This window comes from Vibrio sp. Isolate33, from assembly GCF_022397895.1.
In the GTDB taxonomy this organism is placed as follows: domain Bacteria; phylum Pseudomonadota; class Gammaproteobacteria; order Enterobacterales; family Vibrionaceae; genus Vibrio; species Vibrio pomeroyi.
Genome location: NZ_JAKEUP010000010.1, coordinates 26,827 through 43,171 on the forward strand (window position 1 = coordinate 26,827; position 16,345 = coordinate 43,171).

At 44.3% G+C, this 16,345-nt stretch carries 16 protein-coding genes; 13 read left to right on the plus strand and 3 right to left on the minus strand.

All coding sequences use genetic code 11. The features are described 5' to 3' along the window. Window positions 1-145: 145 nt before the first annotated feature. The 6 genes from L1D37_RS14710 (at window position 146) to L1D37_RS24060 (ending at window position 4,864) form a co-directional block, all read left to right on the plus strand. Window positions 146-715, plus strand: coding sequence for an SCP2 domain-containing protein (locus tag L1D37_RS14710; protein WP_176680387.1), 570 nt, complete (start codon window positions 146-148; stop codon window positions 713-715). After that, window positions 699-1,202, plus strand: a complete 504-nt coding sequence (locus tag L1D37_RS14715; RefSeq protein WP_132743249.1) for an N-acetyltransferase — start codon at window positions 699-701, stop codon at window positions 1,200-1,202. Before L1D37_RS14710 ends, L1D37_RS14715 begins: the two co-directional genes overlap by 17 nt. Before the next feature lie 159 nt (window positions 1,203-1,361). Further along, window positions 1,362-1,760 carry a DNA polymerase III subunit psi gene (locus L1D37_RS14720; protein WP_132743247.1) on the plus strand — a complete coding sequence of 133 codons (399 nt, stop codon included), beginning with the start codon at window positions 1,362-1,364 and terminating at the stop codon, window positions 1,758-1,760. Further along, window positions 1,753-2,208, plus strand: a complete 456-nt coding sequence (rimI, locus tag L1D37_RS14725) for a ribosomal protein S18-alanine N-acetyltransferase (protein WP_239848329.1) — start codon at window positions 1,753-1,755, stop codon at window positions 2,206-2,208. The genes L1D37_RS14720 and rimI overlap by 8 nt, the downstream gene beginning before the upstream one ends. A 138-nt stretch (window positions 2,209-2,346) precedes the next feature. Then, window positions 2,347-3,927 carry a peptide chain release factor 3 gene (prfC, locus tag L1D37_RS14730; protein WP_132762122.1) on the plus strand — a complete coding sequence of 527 codons (1,581 nt, stop codon included), beginning with the start codon at window positions 2,347-2,349 and terminating at the stop codon, window positions 3,925-3,927. Between the two features lie 106 nt (window positions 3,928-4,033). Beyond that, a complete protein-coding gene (locus L1D37_RS24060; RefSeq protein WP_239848330.1) occupies window positions 4,034-4,864 on the plus strand; it encodes a LysR family transcriptional regulator in 831 nt (276 codons plus the stop codon). Here L1D37_RS24060 and L1D37_RS14740 read toward each other — a convergent pair. Continuing rightward, the gene (locus L1D37_RS14740; protein WP_239848331.1) at window positions 4,861-5,574 is read right to left on the minus strand and encodes a hypothetical protein; all 714 of its coding nucleotides are present in this window, start codon (window positions 5,572-5,574) and stop codon (window positions 4,861-4,863) included. The two genes, L1D37_RS24060 and L1D37_RS14740, sit on opposite strands and share 4 nt — an antisense overlap. A gap of 97 nt (window positions 5,575-5,671) precedes the next feature. Further along, window positions 5,672-8,035, minus strand: a complete 2,364-nt coding sequence (locus tag L1D37_RS14745) for a hypothetical protein (protein WP_239848332.1) — start codon at window positions 8,033-8,035, stop codon at window positions 5,672-5,674. 284 nt (window positions 8,036-8,319) lie between these two features. Between L1D37_RS14745 and L1D37_RS14750 the strand changes: the two genes are divergently transcribed. From L1D37_RS14750 to deoD, 7 genes are all read left to right on the plus strand, one after another. Beyond that, complete coding sequence (locus L1D37_RS14750; RefSeq protein ID WP_176680924.1) at window positions 8,320-8,475, plus strand: DUF5363 family protein; 156 nt, start codon at window positions 8,320-8,322, stop codon at window positions 8,473-8,475. Next, window positions 8,456-9,268 (plus strand): TatD family hydrolase, encoded by an 813-nt coding sequence (locus L1D37_RS14755; RefSeq protein ID WP_239848333.1) that lies wholly within the window; start codon window positions 8,456-8,458, stop codon window positions 9,266-9,268. Before L1D37_RS14750 ends, L1D37_RS14755 begins: the two co-directional genes overlap by 20 nt. Before the next feature lie 204 nt (window positions 9,269-9,472). Further along, window positions 9,473-10,735, plus strand: coding sequence for a NupC/NupG family nucleoside CNT transporter (locus tag L1D37_RS14760; RefSeq protein ID WP_017629634.1), 1,263 nt, complete (start codon window positions 9,473-9,475; stop codon window positions 10,733-10,735). Between the two features lie 518 nt (window positions 10,736-11,253). Further along, window positions 11,254-12,030, plus strand: a complete 777-nt coding sequence (deoC, locus tag L1D37_RS14765) for a deoxyribose-phosphate aldolase (protein ID WP_239848334.1) — start codon at window positions 11,254-11,256, stop codon at window positions 12,028-12,030. Between the two features lie 111 nt (window positions 12,031-12,141). Further along, a complete protein-coding gene (gene deoA, locus L1D37_RS14770) occupies window positions 12,142-13,470 on the plus strand; it encodes a thymidine phosphorylase (protein ID WP_176680382.1) in 1,329 nt (442 codons plus the stop codon). Between the two features lie 76 nt (window positions 13,471-13,546). Then, window positions 13,547-14,767, plus strand: a complete 1,221-nt coding sequence (locus tag L1D37_RS14775; RefSeq protein WP_239848335.1) for a phosphopentomutase — start codon at window positions 13,547-13,549, stop codon at window positions 14,765-14,767. 64 nt (window positions 14,768-14,831) lie between these two features. Next, on the plus strand, window positions 14,832-15,551 hold the full coding sequence (gene deoD, locus L1D37_RS14780; protein WP_004734474.1) for a purine-nucleoside phosphorylase: 720 nt from the start codon (window positions 14,832-14,834) through the stop codon (window positions 15,549-15,551). Between the two features lie 97 nt (window positions 15,552-15,648). Here deoD and L1D37_RS14785 read toward each other — a convergent pair whose 3' ends face one another. Next, entirely contained in the window at window positions 15,649-16,260 is a 612-nt protein-coding gene (locus L1D37_RS14785) for a YtjB family periplasmic protein (protein ID WP_128644330.1), read from the minus strand. Between the last annotated feature and the right edge of the window lie 85 nt (window positions 16,261-16,345).

Sequence of the window (16,345 nt, forward strand, 5' to 3'; positions counted from 1 at the left end):
ATCGATATTTACCTGTGAGTGCAGCGATCCGCTGTAATTCTCATTACCTGAGTTACTATAACTGTGATTTTCAGGATATTAAAGGTCGAGTATCAAACAGAAGTTAATTTGATACATAACAGTAACTGAGATCTCAACATCATCTATGATGCATTCCATATTATTGACAAAGTTACGGATAAGTCACGTGATAAACAAGATTCGCACTCAACTAGTTCAAAATGCCGCATCAATTTTGCGATCTCCAGTCCAGTTATTACCTAAAACAGTACAAAAAAGAGCCTTATTAGAAGCACTGAAGAATGTCTTCAAGGAAGCTTTAGAAGACGGTGACTTTGAGTTCTTAGAAGATAAGTGGCTGAAAGTTTCAATAAAAGATATGGGGTTAAGTTGGTGTATTAGTTACGAAAATGAGCAACTGGTTGTAGCTGATAAAGAAGTCGCTGAAGATGTCAGTTTTAGCGGAAATCTTAACGATCTTGTGTTGATTGCGGGACGTAAAGAAGACCCAGATACGCTTTTCTTCCAACGTCGACTGTCTATTGAAGGCGATACAGAGCTCGGTTTAGAGGTCAAAAACTTGATGGATAGCGTAGATTTGGACTTATTGCCGACTCCTATGAAAACTTTGTTAAATCAATTAGCTGATTTTGTGCAGAAGGGAGTACAATCCCCAGATACACAAAGTGAGGTAATGAATGCTTATTCGAACTGAAGCACCGGCAGATATACTTGTCATTGATCGTCTATTGAAATCTGTTTTTGAAACGGATGCAGAAGCTAATTTGGTTATGAGCTTGCGTGAGAATAGTCATTTAACGCTATCGCTGGTGGCTTGTTCTGACGAAGGCGAGGTGGTTGGTCACCTGATGTTTAGCCCAATTACCCTTAAAGGTGACGATCACAACTGGCAGGGTCTTGCGCCACTTGCTGTGAAAGAAGAGTTCCGCAACCAAGGCATTGCTAAATCACTGGTTGAAGATGCTTTCTCTACTTTGGTTGATTTCGGTTACCCTGCCTGTGTCGTGCTTGGTGATCCGGCCTATTACGGTCGCTTTGGTTTCAAGGCTGCGAGTGAGTTTGGTTTGAGCTGCGCTTGGGATGTGCCTGAGGGAGCTTTCCAAGCTATCGAGTTAGTTGAAGGTGCGCTTGCCGGGCATTCTGGTGAAATTGCTTACAGTCCTGAGTTCAACGACTTATAAGCCTATTTCCCACGCAATATAATGCAAACTGATTTAGTCTAAATAAAGGAGCTTGATGCTCCTTTATTTTTTGTTAGTATCAGCCCAACTCTGATGAGCTCGTTTTAACTCTGCTCTAATAAGCCACCCACTATCAACCTAAGGTTATAACCGCTAGATATGTCACAAACACACGCACAATACCTGCAAGAGATGGGCATTAGCCAATGGGAGCTTAGCCACCCAGAGCGTTTGGCGGGCTATGAATCTGAATTGACTCCGCTCTCTAACGATTGCAAGTTACTGTTGGTATCGCCTGAAAAGCCTCAGGAAGACCTTGCCGTGATGTTTGAGCGTGTACTCAAAAGTATTAAGCTCGACTTATCTCAAGCCTTACATATTCAACCTCAACACCTATCTTCTATCGAACTTGGTGATGTTGAATGGGTTTGGTTTGCGGGTTGTGAGTCGGCCCAAGAGCTGAAAGCAAAAACATTACAATCGCCATTACTGTCTGACATCAATGGTAATAACCAACACCGCCGCGACTTATGGCAACAAATTTGTGCTTATGACTAATCTATTTTTACCGACTTCACAGCAACACCTAGACGCTATTTGGCAGATAGAACAGACCGCGCATTCTCACCCTTGGTCTGAAACGATGATTCGCGATCTCGATAGCCGAGGCGCTTGTCACCATGTACTTGAAGTCGATGGGCAAGTGGTCGGGTATTTCTTCGCGCAGAATATCGTTGGTGAAGTGACGCTGCTTAATATTGCTGTCGACCCAAGCCAGCAAGGTAAAGGTTATGGCAAGGCTCTGACCGAGCATTTTCTTGATATGTGTGAACAGGCTGACGCGGAAAGTGCTTGGCTAGAAGTGCGCGAAAGTAACGTGAACGCGTTTAACTTGTATGAGAAAGCGGGTTTTAACGAAGTCGATCGCCGCCGTAACTACTATCCGACTAAGCAAGGCAATGAAGATGCGATCATTATGAGCTATCTTTTTATGTCTTTTAGCTAAGCAGAGAATACGCCATAAAATAGGGTGTAAACTGACCCTTTAGAAAGTGATACGCTTTCTGTATAATCCGCACACAGAATTCAAGGGCAAGTATTATCTACTTGCCCTTTTTACGCTTTAGATCAGCAAAGGGCGACTATGTCTTTCCAACAAGAAGTGAGCAAACGTAGAACGTTTGCAATTATCTCTCACCCGGATGCGGGTAAAACCACGATTACTGAAAAAGTTCTTTTATTCGGAAACGCGATTCAGAAAGCGGGTACCGTAAAAGGCCGTGGCTCTAACCAGCACGCTAAATCTGACTGGATGGAGATGGAAAAAGAACGTGGTATCTCGGTAACTACGTCGGTAATGCAATTCCCATACAATGATTGCCTAGTAAACCTACTAGATACTCCAGGACACGAAGATTTCTCGGAAGATACGTACCGTACACTAACTGCGGTTGACTCTTGTTTGATGGTTATCGATGCTGCGAAAGGTGTCGAGGATCGTACTCGTAAACTAATGGAAGTAACACGCCTACGTGATACGCCAATCGTAACGTTTATGAACAAACTTGACCGTGACGTTCGTGACCCGATGGAAGTGCTTGATGAAGTGGAAAGCGAGCTGGGTATGGCTTGTTCTCCAATCTCATGGCCAATTGGTTGTGGTAAAGAGTTTAAAGGTGTTTACCACATTCACCGTGATGAAACGATCTTGTACGAATCTGGCCATGGTCATGAGATCCAAGAAGTACGTATCATCAAAGGTCTAGATAACCCTGAGCTAAATGAAGCGGTAGGCGACGATCTTGCTGAAAGCGTGCGTGAAGAGCTAGAGCTTGTTATCGGTGCTTGTCCTGAATTTGATCACGACTTGTTCCTTGCTGGTGAACTAACGCCTGTTTACTTCGGTACCGCACTGGGTAACTTTGGTGTTGACCACATGCTAGATGGTCTAACGAAGTGGGCACCGGCACCGCAAACTCGCCAAGCGAACGAGCGTGATGTTGTGGCTACAGAAGAGAAATTTTCTGGCTTCGTATTTAAGATCCAAGCAAACATGGATCCGAAGCACCGTGACCGTATCGCATTCATGCGTATCGTATCGGGTACTTACAACCAAGGTATGAAGATGAACCATGTTCGTACTGGCAAGAACGTAAGTATCTCTGATGCGGTAACCTTCATGGCGGGTGACCGTGCGCGAGCTGAGAAAGCGTACGCGGGCGATATCATTGGTCTGCACAACCACGGCACAATCCAAATTGGTGATACCTTTACTCAAGGTGAAAGCCTGAAGTTCTCTGGTATTCCAAACTTCGCACCTGAGCTATTCCGTCGTATTCGTCTACGCGATCCACTGAAGCAGAAGCAACTTCTTAAAGGTTTGGTTCAGCTTTCAGAAGAGGGCGCTGTGCAAGTATTCCGTCCAATGCAGAACAACGACCTGATCGTTGGTGCGGTTGGTGTACTTCAGTTCGACGTGGTTGTAGCGCGCTTGAAAGCAGAATACAACGTAGAAGCTATCTACGAAGGTGTTAACGTTGCAACAGCTCGCTGGGTTGAGTGTGACGACGCTAAGAAACTGGAAGAGTTCAAACGTAAGAACCAATCTAACCTAGCGCTAGATGGCGGTGACAACCTGTCTTACATCGCCCCAACTATGGTGAACTTGAACCTAGCTTCTGAACGTTTCCCAGAAGTTCAGTTCCGAGCGACGCGCGAGCACTAATAGCGACGGTTCCACATAACACTGTTGGATAATATTAAAGCCGAATTGCTTCTCGCATTCGGCTTTTTTGTTACACTAAGAGTACACCGTTTTGATGGAGTAAAGCGTGTTTGACCTCAATTTAGTAAAGCCATTCCTCTCTGTATATCAACAAAGATCGATAACCAAAGCGGCTGAATCGTTAGAGCTAACTCAACCTGCGGTCAGTGCTGCAATCAAAAGGTTTGAAACCGTCGTCGGCTATGCGTTATTTGTCAGAGTAGGTCGCTCAATAGAGCCAACCTCGATGGCGCATAAATTAGCAGGCCAACTGTCGAGTGCTTTAGAGTTGATGGAAGGGGCTGTATCTAGGAAGAGAGACTTTACGGTTTATATCCCTGCCAACCTTCTCCAAAAGCTACCCATGCTCAATGGGGTTCAATTAGTTGAATCACCAATATCTGTCGAACATATAATTGAAGATATTCGGTTGAATCGGGTCGACTTGGTTGTGGATACGGGGTTACCAAAGCAGGCGAGTCTAGAGTCTGAATTTGCGACGACTGACAGGCTTCTTCTTATGAGTGACCCTGAAGTGAGTAAGTTTGGTGAACGAATTTCCATGGAAGAGTTTCTTTCAGCACGGCATGTCACCTTAAAGCTACTGCGACAAGATACTCAAATTGTCGATTTCCTTTCTGAAAAGAGCTTTACTCGTGATGTCGCGATTGAGGTCAGAAATCTCACGAATCTAATGTTAGCGGTAAAAGGAACTGACTATATCGCTGCCGCCCCTGTAAGTATGCTCCACTTTGCCAAAGCGCTCGGGTTGCAAATTCACGAACCCCCATTCTCAATGCGTCCCGTGGAGTTTGAGTTTGTTTACCACAAAAAGTATCAAACTAATGGGCAACATCAAGAGTTACGCGAGATGATCAAAGAGCTACTCAATAACTAAAAGTCGAAAGATAATCCGAATTCAACATAGTTGTTATTTTCAGGGTATATCGTGTAGGTAACGGACGGTTTTACGTACTTCAAGTTAAGGAATATAGCTACCTCGTGATAATGGATGTTGGTCCTAGATTCATTTCTGATGTATCCAGGGCCCATAGCGGTATCATCTTTAATGTAAAAATCTTGGGTATCTTTTTTGAATCCGATTTCTTGGTTGAATTTGTAAAGAAAATCAGCATATTTAATCGGGCTCCACAAAGCGCCAGCGCTATAATCGAATGTATCAGAGGCTCTATATTCCACACATAAATTTGGAAGACAAGCATCGAAATCTCTATCCATGTAGTTGTAATTAAGATCACCGATTAATGTCCATTGCTCATGGATTAGCTTCGCGGCAAAGATTCCCGTTGTGATTTCATGCTCACTGACTTTTACCGTATTTTCAGTGTAGTACGTATCGCCTTGCCAGAAAGAGTAGCCAACACCGGCTTGCCAGTATTCTTGAGTATCAACTTCTCCAAAAATACGCAACTTATCATTGATTTGATAATTTACATCAAGAGTGGCTACCGTTTTTTCGTTGTCTGGATTTTGAGATAAACTGATGGAAAATATATCCGTAAAACGCTCAATAGATTCAACAAGGGTGTCATTGGCAGATGAGTAAAAAGGGAAGGTTGAAGCAAGTATTAATAGAAGGCGTTTCATATTCAAATCCCGAATCGCTTTCCTTAGCTAGTGAGTAAAAACACCCGATAATAGGAGTAACTATTATCGGGTGAACTGGTTTAACCTAGGCTAGTTATTAGCCACGTAAACGCTGTTGAATCGCTGATTTCGCTTTCTGAAGCTTATTTGGATCAATTGATTGGACTCTATCTTTTACGTTATTTTTTACCGCAGGTGGAAGTGTCACATCACCTCGGTCATTTACAACAATACCGTTCCCAAAAGTGACTGTTCCATTTACTTCATCTATGTAGCCTTCACCCACAATATTTCCATGACGATCTTTGATGTGCACGACACCACGGTCGTCAGCTTCAGCTGTATAGTCAGTCGTTTGAGATTTACCATTTACCGTTACAACAATGTTGTCACCTTCTAAACCAGCAGAAATGGTTGGCTTCGCAGGCGCGTCGATTTGAGGCATATCAGCAGGCTTTAAGTGCTCCTCGATGAAGTCTTTAGCTGCAGCAATTTTAGAACCGTCGAAGTGTTTCCAATCACCACCATTCACGCTGACATGAACACCACCGTCATGTTTACGCTGGTCGTTTACTTCAACAGTCTCAACGCCATCTTCAGTTACTTTCTCAAAGCGGTAGAAATCTTGAACGCCAGCACCAATATCGACACGAGTCCAGCCTTCTCCGACAATGCCGTTACCGTATTCTGGGTCAGACAGTTGAGGCATATCAGCAGGCTTTAAGTGCTCCTCGATGAAGTCTTTCGCTGCCGCAATTTTAGAACCGTCGAAGTGCTTCCAATCACCGCCATTAACGCTGACATGGACACCACCGTCATGTTTACGCTGGTCGTTTACTTCAACAGTCTTAACGCCATCTTCAGTTACTTTCTCAAAGCGGTAGAAGTCTTGAACGCCAGCACCAACGCTGACATGGACACCACCGTCATGTTTACGCTGGTCGTTTACTTCAACAGTCTTAACGCCATCTTCAGTTACTTTCTCAAAGCGGTAGAAGTCTTGAACGCCAGCACCAATATCGACACGAGTCCAACCTTCCCCGACAATGCCGTTGCCGTATTCTGGGTCAGACAGTTGAGGCATATCAGCAGGCTTTAAATGCTCCTCGATGAAGTCTTTAGCTGCCGCAATTTTAGAACCGTCAAAGTGTTTCCAATCACCACCATTAACGCTGACATGGACACCACCGTCATGTTTACGYTGGTCGTTTACTTCAACAGTCTTAACGCCATCTTCAGTTACTTTCTCAAAGCGGTAGAAATCTTGAACGCCAGCACCAATATCGACACGAGTCCAGCCTTCTCCGACAATGCCGTTGCCGTATTCTGGGTCAGATAATTGAGGCATGTCTGCAGGGCGGAAGTGTTCGTCAATGAAGTCTTTAGCTGCCGCAATTTTAGAACCGTCGAAGTGTTTCCAATCACCRCCATTAAYGCTGACATGGACACCACCGTCATGTTTACGYTGGTCGTTTACTTCAACAGTCTTAACGCCATCTTCAGTTACTTTCTCAAAGCGGTAGAAGTCTTGAACGCCAGCACCAATATCGACACGAGTCCAACCTTCTCCGACAATGCCGTTGCCATATTCTGGGTCAGATAATTGAGGCATGTCTGCAGGGCGGAAGTGTTCGTCAATGAAGTCCTGTGCTGCTTCAATCTTTGAGCCATCAAAGTTTCTCCACTCACCGCCCCCAATTCGGATGTCGACACCGTTACCGCTTGAGCGTTGATCCGCGACCTCGATGGTTTTTACGCCGTCATTAGTAACTTTTTCGAACTTGTGGTAGTTAGTGTTGCCAGCGCCAACATCAACTTTCACCCAACCTTGACCGACAATGCCATTGCCATATTCAGGATCAGACAGCTGGGGCATATCGTTACCATCCGGAATATCTATATCTGGACGGCTAACTTGATCTACTCGGTAAAGCTCATCCCCATTAACGCCCAGTGTAAGTTTGCGATCATTCAGGATAATGGTAGCTGTACCATCGTTATTAAGTATCACATTGCTCGAATCTACATAAGCGTCCTGCCCAGCTATCGTAACAATGTAACCATTATCATTTTCCGCTAGTTTCCATGTCCCTATATGGTCCATTGATGCAGTGACTGGAAGTTCCGGCGGGGTATTGCCATTATCAGATGAACTGGAAGATGAAGAGCTACTTAACAGACCTGCAACCAATGCCGCTGAAGCCGCACCAACAGCAGCCCAAGTGCCGTTAGATTGTTTCTCATAAGTGACATCATCGATTGTAGCTGTCGTGCCTGGAGTAGCATTGGCATATTGTTTGTTTAATTTATACTGAACAGAAGCATCAACAGCTTTCATTTGTCCATCAATAAGTTGAAGTGTTTGTTGGTTGGCTAGCTCAACGTCAACTTGGTAAGGTGCAGCAAAAGTGGGTGCAGCTAACACGCTAGAAATTGTAATGGCTAAGAGTGATGCTTTCATAATGTAGGATCTCGTCGTTTAATTAGGCGTCTTGCTATCAGTGCCTCCTTGGCAATTGCGTCTATTATTTGTTCTGGTAAGATTTTCAACAATATAGCTAACTAGGGTTTATCTATAAATAATATTTATGCATTTATCTTTTCTGGGTTAATTATTGAACTTAATTATTATTTGTATGTGTAGTTTTGTTGTTTTCTTTTATGTGTGGCTTTGTGTTGCTATACGTGGTGTTGAGGTAGACGTTTTTAATACGTGCTATTTGAGGTTGGAAGCGTGAGGTTTATATGTTCGGTTGGATAAAAGTTTGGATTAAGAAATACGATAAGTGGTGCGAGGAGCTTGGTTTAACACCTGAGAATAAGCGCAGCTGTGTGCCTCATCGTCGTGATCCTCAAAGACAACAAACAGAGAGTGGGGAAGATGACACCAGAATTAAGTGATTTTCCGCTATTTGATACCCATTGCCATGCGGACTTTGACGCCTTTGACAGCGGTTTTTCAGTTGAGCAAAGTCTTGATGGTTACCTAAAAGAAGCGAAACAAGCCCAAGTTGAGAAGCTGCTGATTCCTTCTATTGGTCAAAGTAATTGGCGGAAACTCGATAAAATCGCTCAATCTCACCCTAATATTTACTATGCATTAGGCTTCCACCCGTACTTTTTAGATCAAGCGGATGAGGCGCAATTTTCAGAACTTCGCCAGTTACTCTCTTCAAAAAACAGCCAGTGTATCGCGGTAGGAGAGTGTGGACTCGACTTCTTTGCCGACGTCGAAAAGGAAAAACAAGAGCGTTTTTTTATCCAACAAATGGAGCTTGCGAAGGCGTTTGACCTGCCTTTAATCATCCATGAGAGGAAGTCATACAACCGACTTATTGAGCTAATAAAGCAGCACAAGTTCACCTTAGGTGGTGTGATTCATGGTTTTTCGGGGAGTGAACAGCAGGCTTTGGCTTGGATCAAGCTCGGTTTCTATATTGGCGTCGGTGGAACGATAACTTACCCAAGAGCGCAAAAAACACGCACAACCATCGCAAAATTGCCCCTTGAATACTTGGTATTGGAAACGGATGCTCCGGACATGCCCATGCATGGAAACCAAGGAAATGTTAATCATTCCAAATATTTAGTTACGATCTTAAATGAACTTTTTTTGCTTAGAAAAGAGCCAAAGCAATCGATTGCAGCGCAAATTTGGCAAAATAGCCATCGCGCATTCGGTATATGTGAATAAAATCGAAGGTTTTTGTTTATCGTTTGCGTAAATTGCACTGAGCTTGTGATTTGGGTCACATTTGCGTGTGAATGGTACATGAATCTTCTACGAAAGTGTGAGGACGGCATTACTTTATTAGTGGTCGCATGAGTATAATTGCCTCCGCTTTATAGCCCCATTTTGTAACACGCCAATAAATAACTAATAAGGAAGTCATAAACTATGAGCCTGTTTATGAGCCTAGTCGGAATGGTTGCACTGATCGCAATCGCAGTACTACTATCTGACAACCGCAAAGCTATTAATCTAAGAACAGTGGGTGGCGCTTTCGCTATCCAATTCGCACTTGGTGCATTCGTACTTTACATCCCTTGGGGTCGTGATCTACTTGCAGGTTTCTCTGCTGGTGTAGCAAACGTGATCGACTACGGTAAAGACGGTACTGGTTTCCTATTCGGCAGCCTAGTTAACTTCTCAGTTGACGGTATCGGTTTCATCTTTGCTTTCCAAGTACTACCAACTCTGATTTTCTTCTCTGCACTTATCTCTGTACTTTACTACATTGGTGTTATGCAAATTGTAATCAAAGTTCTTGGTGGTGGTCTTCAGAAAGCTCTAGGTACTTCTCGCGCCGAGTCTATGTCTGCAGCAGCAAACATCTTCGTTGGTCAAACTGAAGCACCTCTAGTTGTTCGTCCATTTGTTCCTAAAATGACAAACTCTGAACTATTCGCAGTAATGTGTGGTGGTTTGGCTTCTGTAGCTGGTGGTGTACTAGCAGGTTACGCATCTATGGGTGTACCTCTAGAGTACCTAGTTGCAGCGTCATTCATGGCAGCACCTGGTGGTCTACTATTCGCTAAAATCATCAAGCCTGAAACTGATAAGCCAGACGACAACATCGCTGACGAAATGGACGGTGGCGATGACAAACCAGCTAACGTTATCGACGCAGCAGCGGGTGGCGCATCAGTTGGTCTACAACTAGCTCTAAACGTAGGTGCAATGCTACTAGCATTCATCGGTCTAATTGCTCTAATCAACGGTATCCTAGGTGGCATCGGTGGTTGGGTTGGTATGGAAAACCTAACTCTAGAACTTCTTCTAGGTTGGATCTTCGCACCACTAGCATTCATCATTGGTGTTCCATGGGAAGAAGCAACTATCGCTGGTTCTTTCATTGGTCAGAAGACAGTTGTTAACGAATTCGTTGCATACCTAAACTTCGTACCATACGTTGGTGAAAACGCTCAAGTTGTTGCAGCAACTGGTCAAGTGATGTCTGAGAAGACTCAAGCAATCATCGCATTCGCACTGTGTGGTTTCGCAAACCTTTCTTCTATTGCGATTCTTCTAGGTGGTCTAGGTGGTATTGCACCAAGCCGTCGCCACGACATCGCACGTATGGGTGTTAAAGCGGTAATTGCTGGTACTCTATCTAACCTGATGGCAGCAACAATTGCTGGCTTCTTCCTATCTTTCTAATCAAGTAGATTTAGATATATAGACGCCATAATAATATCGCCCCGTAGCAAGAAATTGCTGCGGGGCTTTTTTGTTTTTAGGCCTAGTGATTCTTTGGCATAAGCATCAGCTTGATGTCGCTTAATGGGTCTAGAATGTTTTTTTGAGATACAAACCGTTTGCGTTCTAAGGAGCACTACAATTTATTGATGGATACCTATAATGTATAAGCTTAAGGGATAGGATGTCTCTTTTGGCAAGAAAGTAACCGCTTGGATTCGTCCAAAGGTTATTCTTCTGGGATTAAGCCAAACTTAGCAATACGCTATAGATGTTAGACACAACATGACTGATTTGTTGTGCCATAGACCAAACTGGTACTGTGCGGTGACAAGGATTGCAATTGGTAGCGAAAGTTATCAAGTCTTCAGGGAACCAAGTCCGTTCATTTGTGACTACTGAGCATTACTAAAATATCCATCTATACTGGATGGAGGGCGAAGTAGTTAACTATTTGAATATATTGATCGGAGATAGAAATGAGCGATTTAAAAGCAGCAGCTCTACGTGCACTTAAACTTATGGACCTAACTACGCTAAATGACGACGATACTACTGAGAAAGTAGTGGCGCTTTGTCATGATGCGGAGACTGCAGTAGGCAACACCGCTGCAATCTGTATTTACCCTCGCTTTATCCCAGCAGCTAAGAAAGCGTTGCGTGAGCAAGGTACTCCAGAAGTACGCATTGCGACTGTAACTAACTTCCCTCATGGTAATGACGACATCGAAATTGCTGTTGCAGAAACAAAAGCAGCAGTAGCGTACGGCGCAGATGAAGTTGACGTAGTATTCCCATACCGTGCTCTTATTGCTGGCAACGAAGAAGTTGGCTTTGAGCTAGTTAAGCAATGTAAAGCGGCTTGTGGTGACATCACGCTTAAAGTGATCATCGAAACAGGTGAACTGAAAGAAGAAGCACTGATCAAGAAAGCTTCTCAAATCTGTATCGAAGCGGGTGCAGACTTCATCAAAACTTCAACAGGTAAAGTGCCAGTAAACGCGACTCCAGAGTACGCGCGCATGATGCTTGAAGTTATTCGTGACATGGGCGTTGCTAAAACAGTTGGTTTCAAACCTGCTGGTGGCGTACGTACTGCTGAAGATGCAGCACTATACCTAGCAATGGCTGATGAACTACTAGGCGCTGAGTGGGCAGACAACATGCACTACCGTTTTGGTGCTTCAAGCCTACTAACTAACCTTCTTAATACATTAGAAGTGACAGACCAGACTGCTGATCCAGCAGCATACTAATATCCCAATCGGGTGTAACAAGATTTAGTCTGTTTGATGGAGTGGCGTTAAGTCACTCCATATTACCTCTTTCCCCTACAAACCATACTCACTAGAGTTTGGGAGGCACTAATGTATCTACCTCAAGAAATTATTCGCAGAAAACGTGATGGCGAAGTCCTAACAGCTGAAGAAATTAACTTCTTCATTCAAGGCGTCGCTAAAAACACGGTTTCTGAAGGCCAAATTGCAGCATTCGCAATGGCTATCTTCTTTAATGAAATGACAATGCCAGAGCGTATCGCACTAACGTGTGCAATGCGTGACTCAGGCATGGTGATTGACTGGAGCCACATGAACTTTGATGGCCCAATTGTTGATAAACACTCTACTGGTGGTGTTGGTGACGTAACTTCTCTGATGCTTGGCCCTATGGTGGCAGCATGTGGCGGTTTCGTTCCAATGATCTCTGGTCGTGGTTTAGGCCACACTGGCGGTACACTAGACAAGCTTGAATCTATCCCTGGTTACAACATTACACCAACCAACGATGTGTTCGGTGAAGTAACTAAAGATGCTGGCGTAGCGATCATCGGTCAAACTGGCGATCTAGCACCTGCTGATAAGCGTGTTTACGCAACTCGTGATATCACAGCAACCGTAGATAACATCTCGCTAATCACGGCTTCAATCCTATCTAAGAAACTGGCTGCTGGCCTTGATTCTCTAGTAATGGATGTAAAAGTAGGTTCAGGCGCATTCATGCCGACTTACGAAGCGTCTGAAGAGCTAGCGAAATCGATCGTTGCAGTAGCAAACGGTGCAGGTACTAAGACAACAGCAATCCTAACCGACATGAACCAAGTTCTAGCTTCTTCAGCGGGTAACGCAGTAGAAGTACGTGAAGCGGTTCAATTCCTAACAGGTGAATACCGTAACCCACGTTTGCTAGAAATTACGATGGCATCGTGTGCTGAAATGCTGGTGTTGGGTAACCTTGCAAAAGATTCAGACGAAGCGCGTGAAAAACTGATGGCAGTACTGGATAACGGTAAAGCAGCAGAGTGCTTCGGTAAAATGGTAGCAGGCCTTGGTGGTCCAGCAGATTTCGTAGCGAACTACGATAACTACCTAGAAAAAGCAGAAATTGTTAAGCCAGTGTACGCGCTAGAAAGCGGTGTGGTATCAGCAATGGATACTCGTGCAATTGGTATGGCTGTAGTTGGTATGGGCGGTGGTCGTCGCGTAGCAACTGACAGCATTGATTACGCAGTCGGTTTTGATCACTTCATTCGTCTTGGCGAAGTGGCAAGTGAAGATAAACCATTAGCAATGATTCATGCTCGCAACGAACAACAGTGGCAAGAAGCTGCAACAGCATTACAAAATGCAATCACTGTGGGCGGAGAATATACAGCAACGCCAGACGTTTACCGTCAGATTCGTTCTGAAGACGTGTAAATAACAGGTATCGGCATACCTAGTGTATGCCGATAAACAGAGTTCTGGTGCAAAGAGCAATAAGTTGGTGAAGAAAATGAAAAGAGCATTTATTTTAGTTTTAGATTCATTCGGTATCGGTGAAACAGCGGATGCAGACAAATTCGGTGATGTAGGTTCAGACACTATGGGTCACATCGCAGATCATTGTGACAAAGGTCTTGCAGACAACGCAGATCGTCAAGGTCCTCTGACGCTACCAAACCTATCTAAGCTAGGTTTAGCTATGGCTCACAAAGAGTCTACAGGTCGTTTTGCTCCGGGTATGGATGCAGATGCTGAAATCATCGGCGCTTACGGTCACGCTGCTGAGTTGTCTTCTGGTAAAGACACGCCATCGGGTCACTGGGAAATCGCTGGTGTACCAGTATTGTTTGACTGGGGCTACTTCACCGACAAAGAGAACAGCTTTCCAAAAGAACTGACTGACCGCATTCTTGAGCGTGCAGGTTTGTCTGGTTTCTTGGGTAACTGCCACTCATCAGGCACTGAAATCCTAGATAACCTAGGTGAAGAACACATGAAGACTGGCCTGCCAATCTTCTATACTTCTGCGGACTCTGTTTTCCAGATCGCTTGTCATGAAGAGACATTCGGCCTACAAAACCTATTAGACCTTTGTCAGATTGCTCGTGAAGAGCTAGAAGACTACAACATTGGTCGTGTTATCGCGCGTCCATTCGTTGGCCCGGGTAAAGGTCAATTTGAGCGTACTGGTAACCGTCGTGATCTTTCTGTTGAGCCACCTGCGGCAACTATCCTGCAGAAACTTGCTGATGAGAAGGGCGGTAACGTTCACTCAATCGGTAAGATCTCTGATATCTACGCAGGCTGTGGTATCACTCAGAAAACCAAAGCAACAGGTATCCCTGCGCTATTTGAAGCAACAAAAGAAGCGATCAATGAAGCGGGCGACAACACGATTGTGTTCACTAACTTCGTTGATTTCGACTCAGCTTACGGCCACCGCCGTGATGTTGCGGGTTACGCAGCTGCACTTGAGTACTTCGATAGTCGCATCAATGAAATCATCGATATGATGAAAGAAGATGATGTACTTATCCTAACAGCAGACCACGGTTGTGATCCAACATGGCCAGGTACAGACCATACGCGTGAACATATCCCTGTGATTGTTTACGGTCAGAAGGTTCCAGCCGGTTCTCTAGGCCGTCGCGATACGTTTGCTGATATCGGTCAAAGCTTAGCGTCATACTTCGGTACATCGCCAATGGGACACGGTACAAGCTTCCTATAATAGTTAACTAAGAGAGAGGGAAACCTCTCTCTTCTTTTTTGTTTTGAGATTAAGGATATTTTCAATGGCTACTCCACATATTAATGCTGAAATGGGTGATTTCGCTGACGTAGTTCTAATGCCAGGCGACCCGCTACGTGCTAAATACATCGCTGAAACCTTCTTAGAAGAAGTGGTTCAAGTGTGCGACGTTCGTAACATGTTTGGTTACACCGGTACTTACAAAGGTCGTAAGGTTTCGGTAATGGGACACGGTATGGGCATTCCATCTTGTTCTATTTACGCGACTGAGCTGATCAAAGACTTCGGTGTGAAAAAGATCATTCGTGTTGGTAGTTGTGGTGCAGTGAGCGAAGATATCAAAGTGCGCGATGTGGTTATTGGCATGGGCGCATGTACTGATTCAAAAGTGAACCGTATTCGCTTTAAAGGTCACGATTTCGCAGCTATCGCAGATTACAAAATGGTGCGTGCGGCAGAAGATGCAGCCAAAGCGCGTGGTGTTGATGTAAAAGTCGGTAACCTATTCTCGGCTGAGTTGTTCTACACGCCAGATCCTGAAATGTTTGAAGTGATGGATAAATACGGCATTGTCGGTGTAGAGATGGAAGCGGCAGGCATCTATGGTGTGTGTGCAGAGTACGGGGCAAAAGCTCTGACTATCTGTACTGTGTCTGATCACATCAAAACCGGTGAGCAAACTACATCGGATGAGCGTCAAACAACCTTCAACGACATGATGGTTATCGCTCTAGATTCTGTGCTTCTTGGTGACCAAGAGTAATTACAGTTCACAATAGCTTGATAAAGTAACAGATAACAAAAAGCCCCGTCGCTGCCTGAGCGTCGGGGCTTTTTATTGGATCTTTTGAACTGAGTCGTTATGAGTTTACGTTTTTCAGCAGTAAATTCTCGCCTGACTTTGTTGGTCTTCTACGAATCAACATGATGAACAGTACACCACTGACGAAGCCCATCAAAACCATACCAATCATGTAACGATCACTTTTACGGTAGTGGTGATCTGAAATCGCCGTCATCTTACCGGTTTCGAAGGTCACACGAATAAAGCCGATGATCGTATGTTCTGCAGAGTAAATTGGCTCAACTAATTGCTGTCTACCGATACTTGCGGTTGAAAGTGGTGTGTCTAAGCCAAGAACCTCACGTACAGATAGTGCTTTTTCGCTTGAAGCCAGTCGGATACCCTCAGCATCGTATATGGTGGTATCGAATACTAGTCGGTCTTGAGACAGCTGATTGGTTAGATCAAGCAGTCGTTCTTGGTCTTGTTGCGTGATCATCTTGCTGGCTGAAAGTGATGCCTGAGAGATAAGCAGCTTGGTAAGAGTTTCCAACTGTTTCGCTTGGATCTTCTCGTTACCTTTACTGATCACGACCGTATTTTTAATCGTTACGACGAACATGGTAGCCAACAAAATGAGGGCTAGCATTCGTAAAGCGTTACGTATTGAGAACAATGATTCATTCATGTTTCACGAAGCCTGAAATAAACAAATGTTATGATTAAGACATATTGAGACTTGCGTTTTCAAATTGCAATAGGTTAACGTTTAG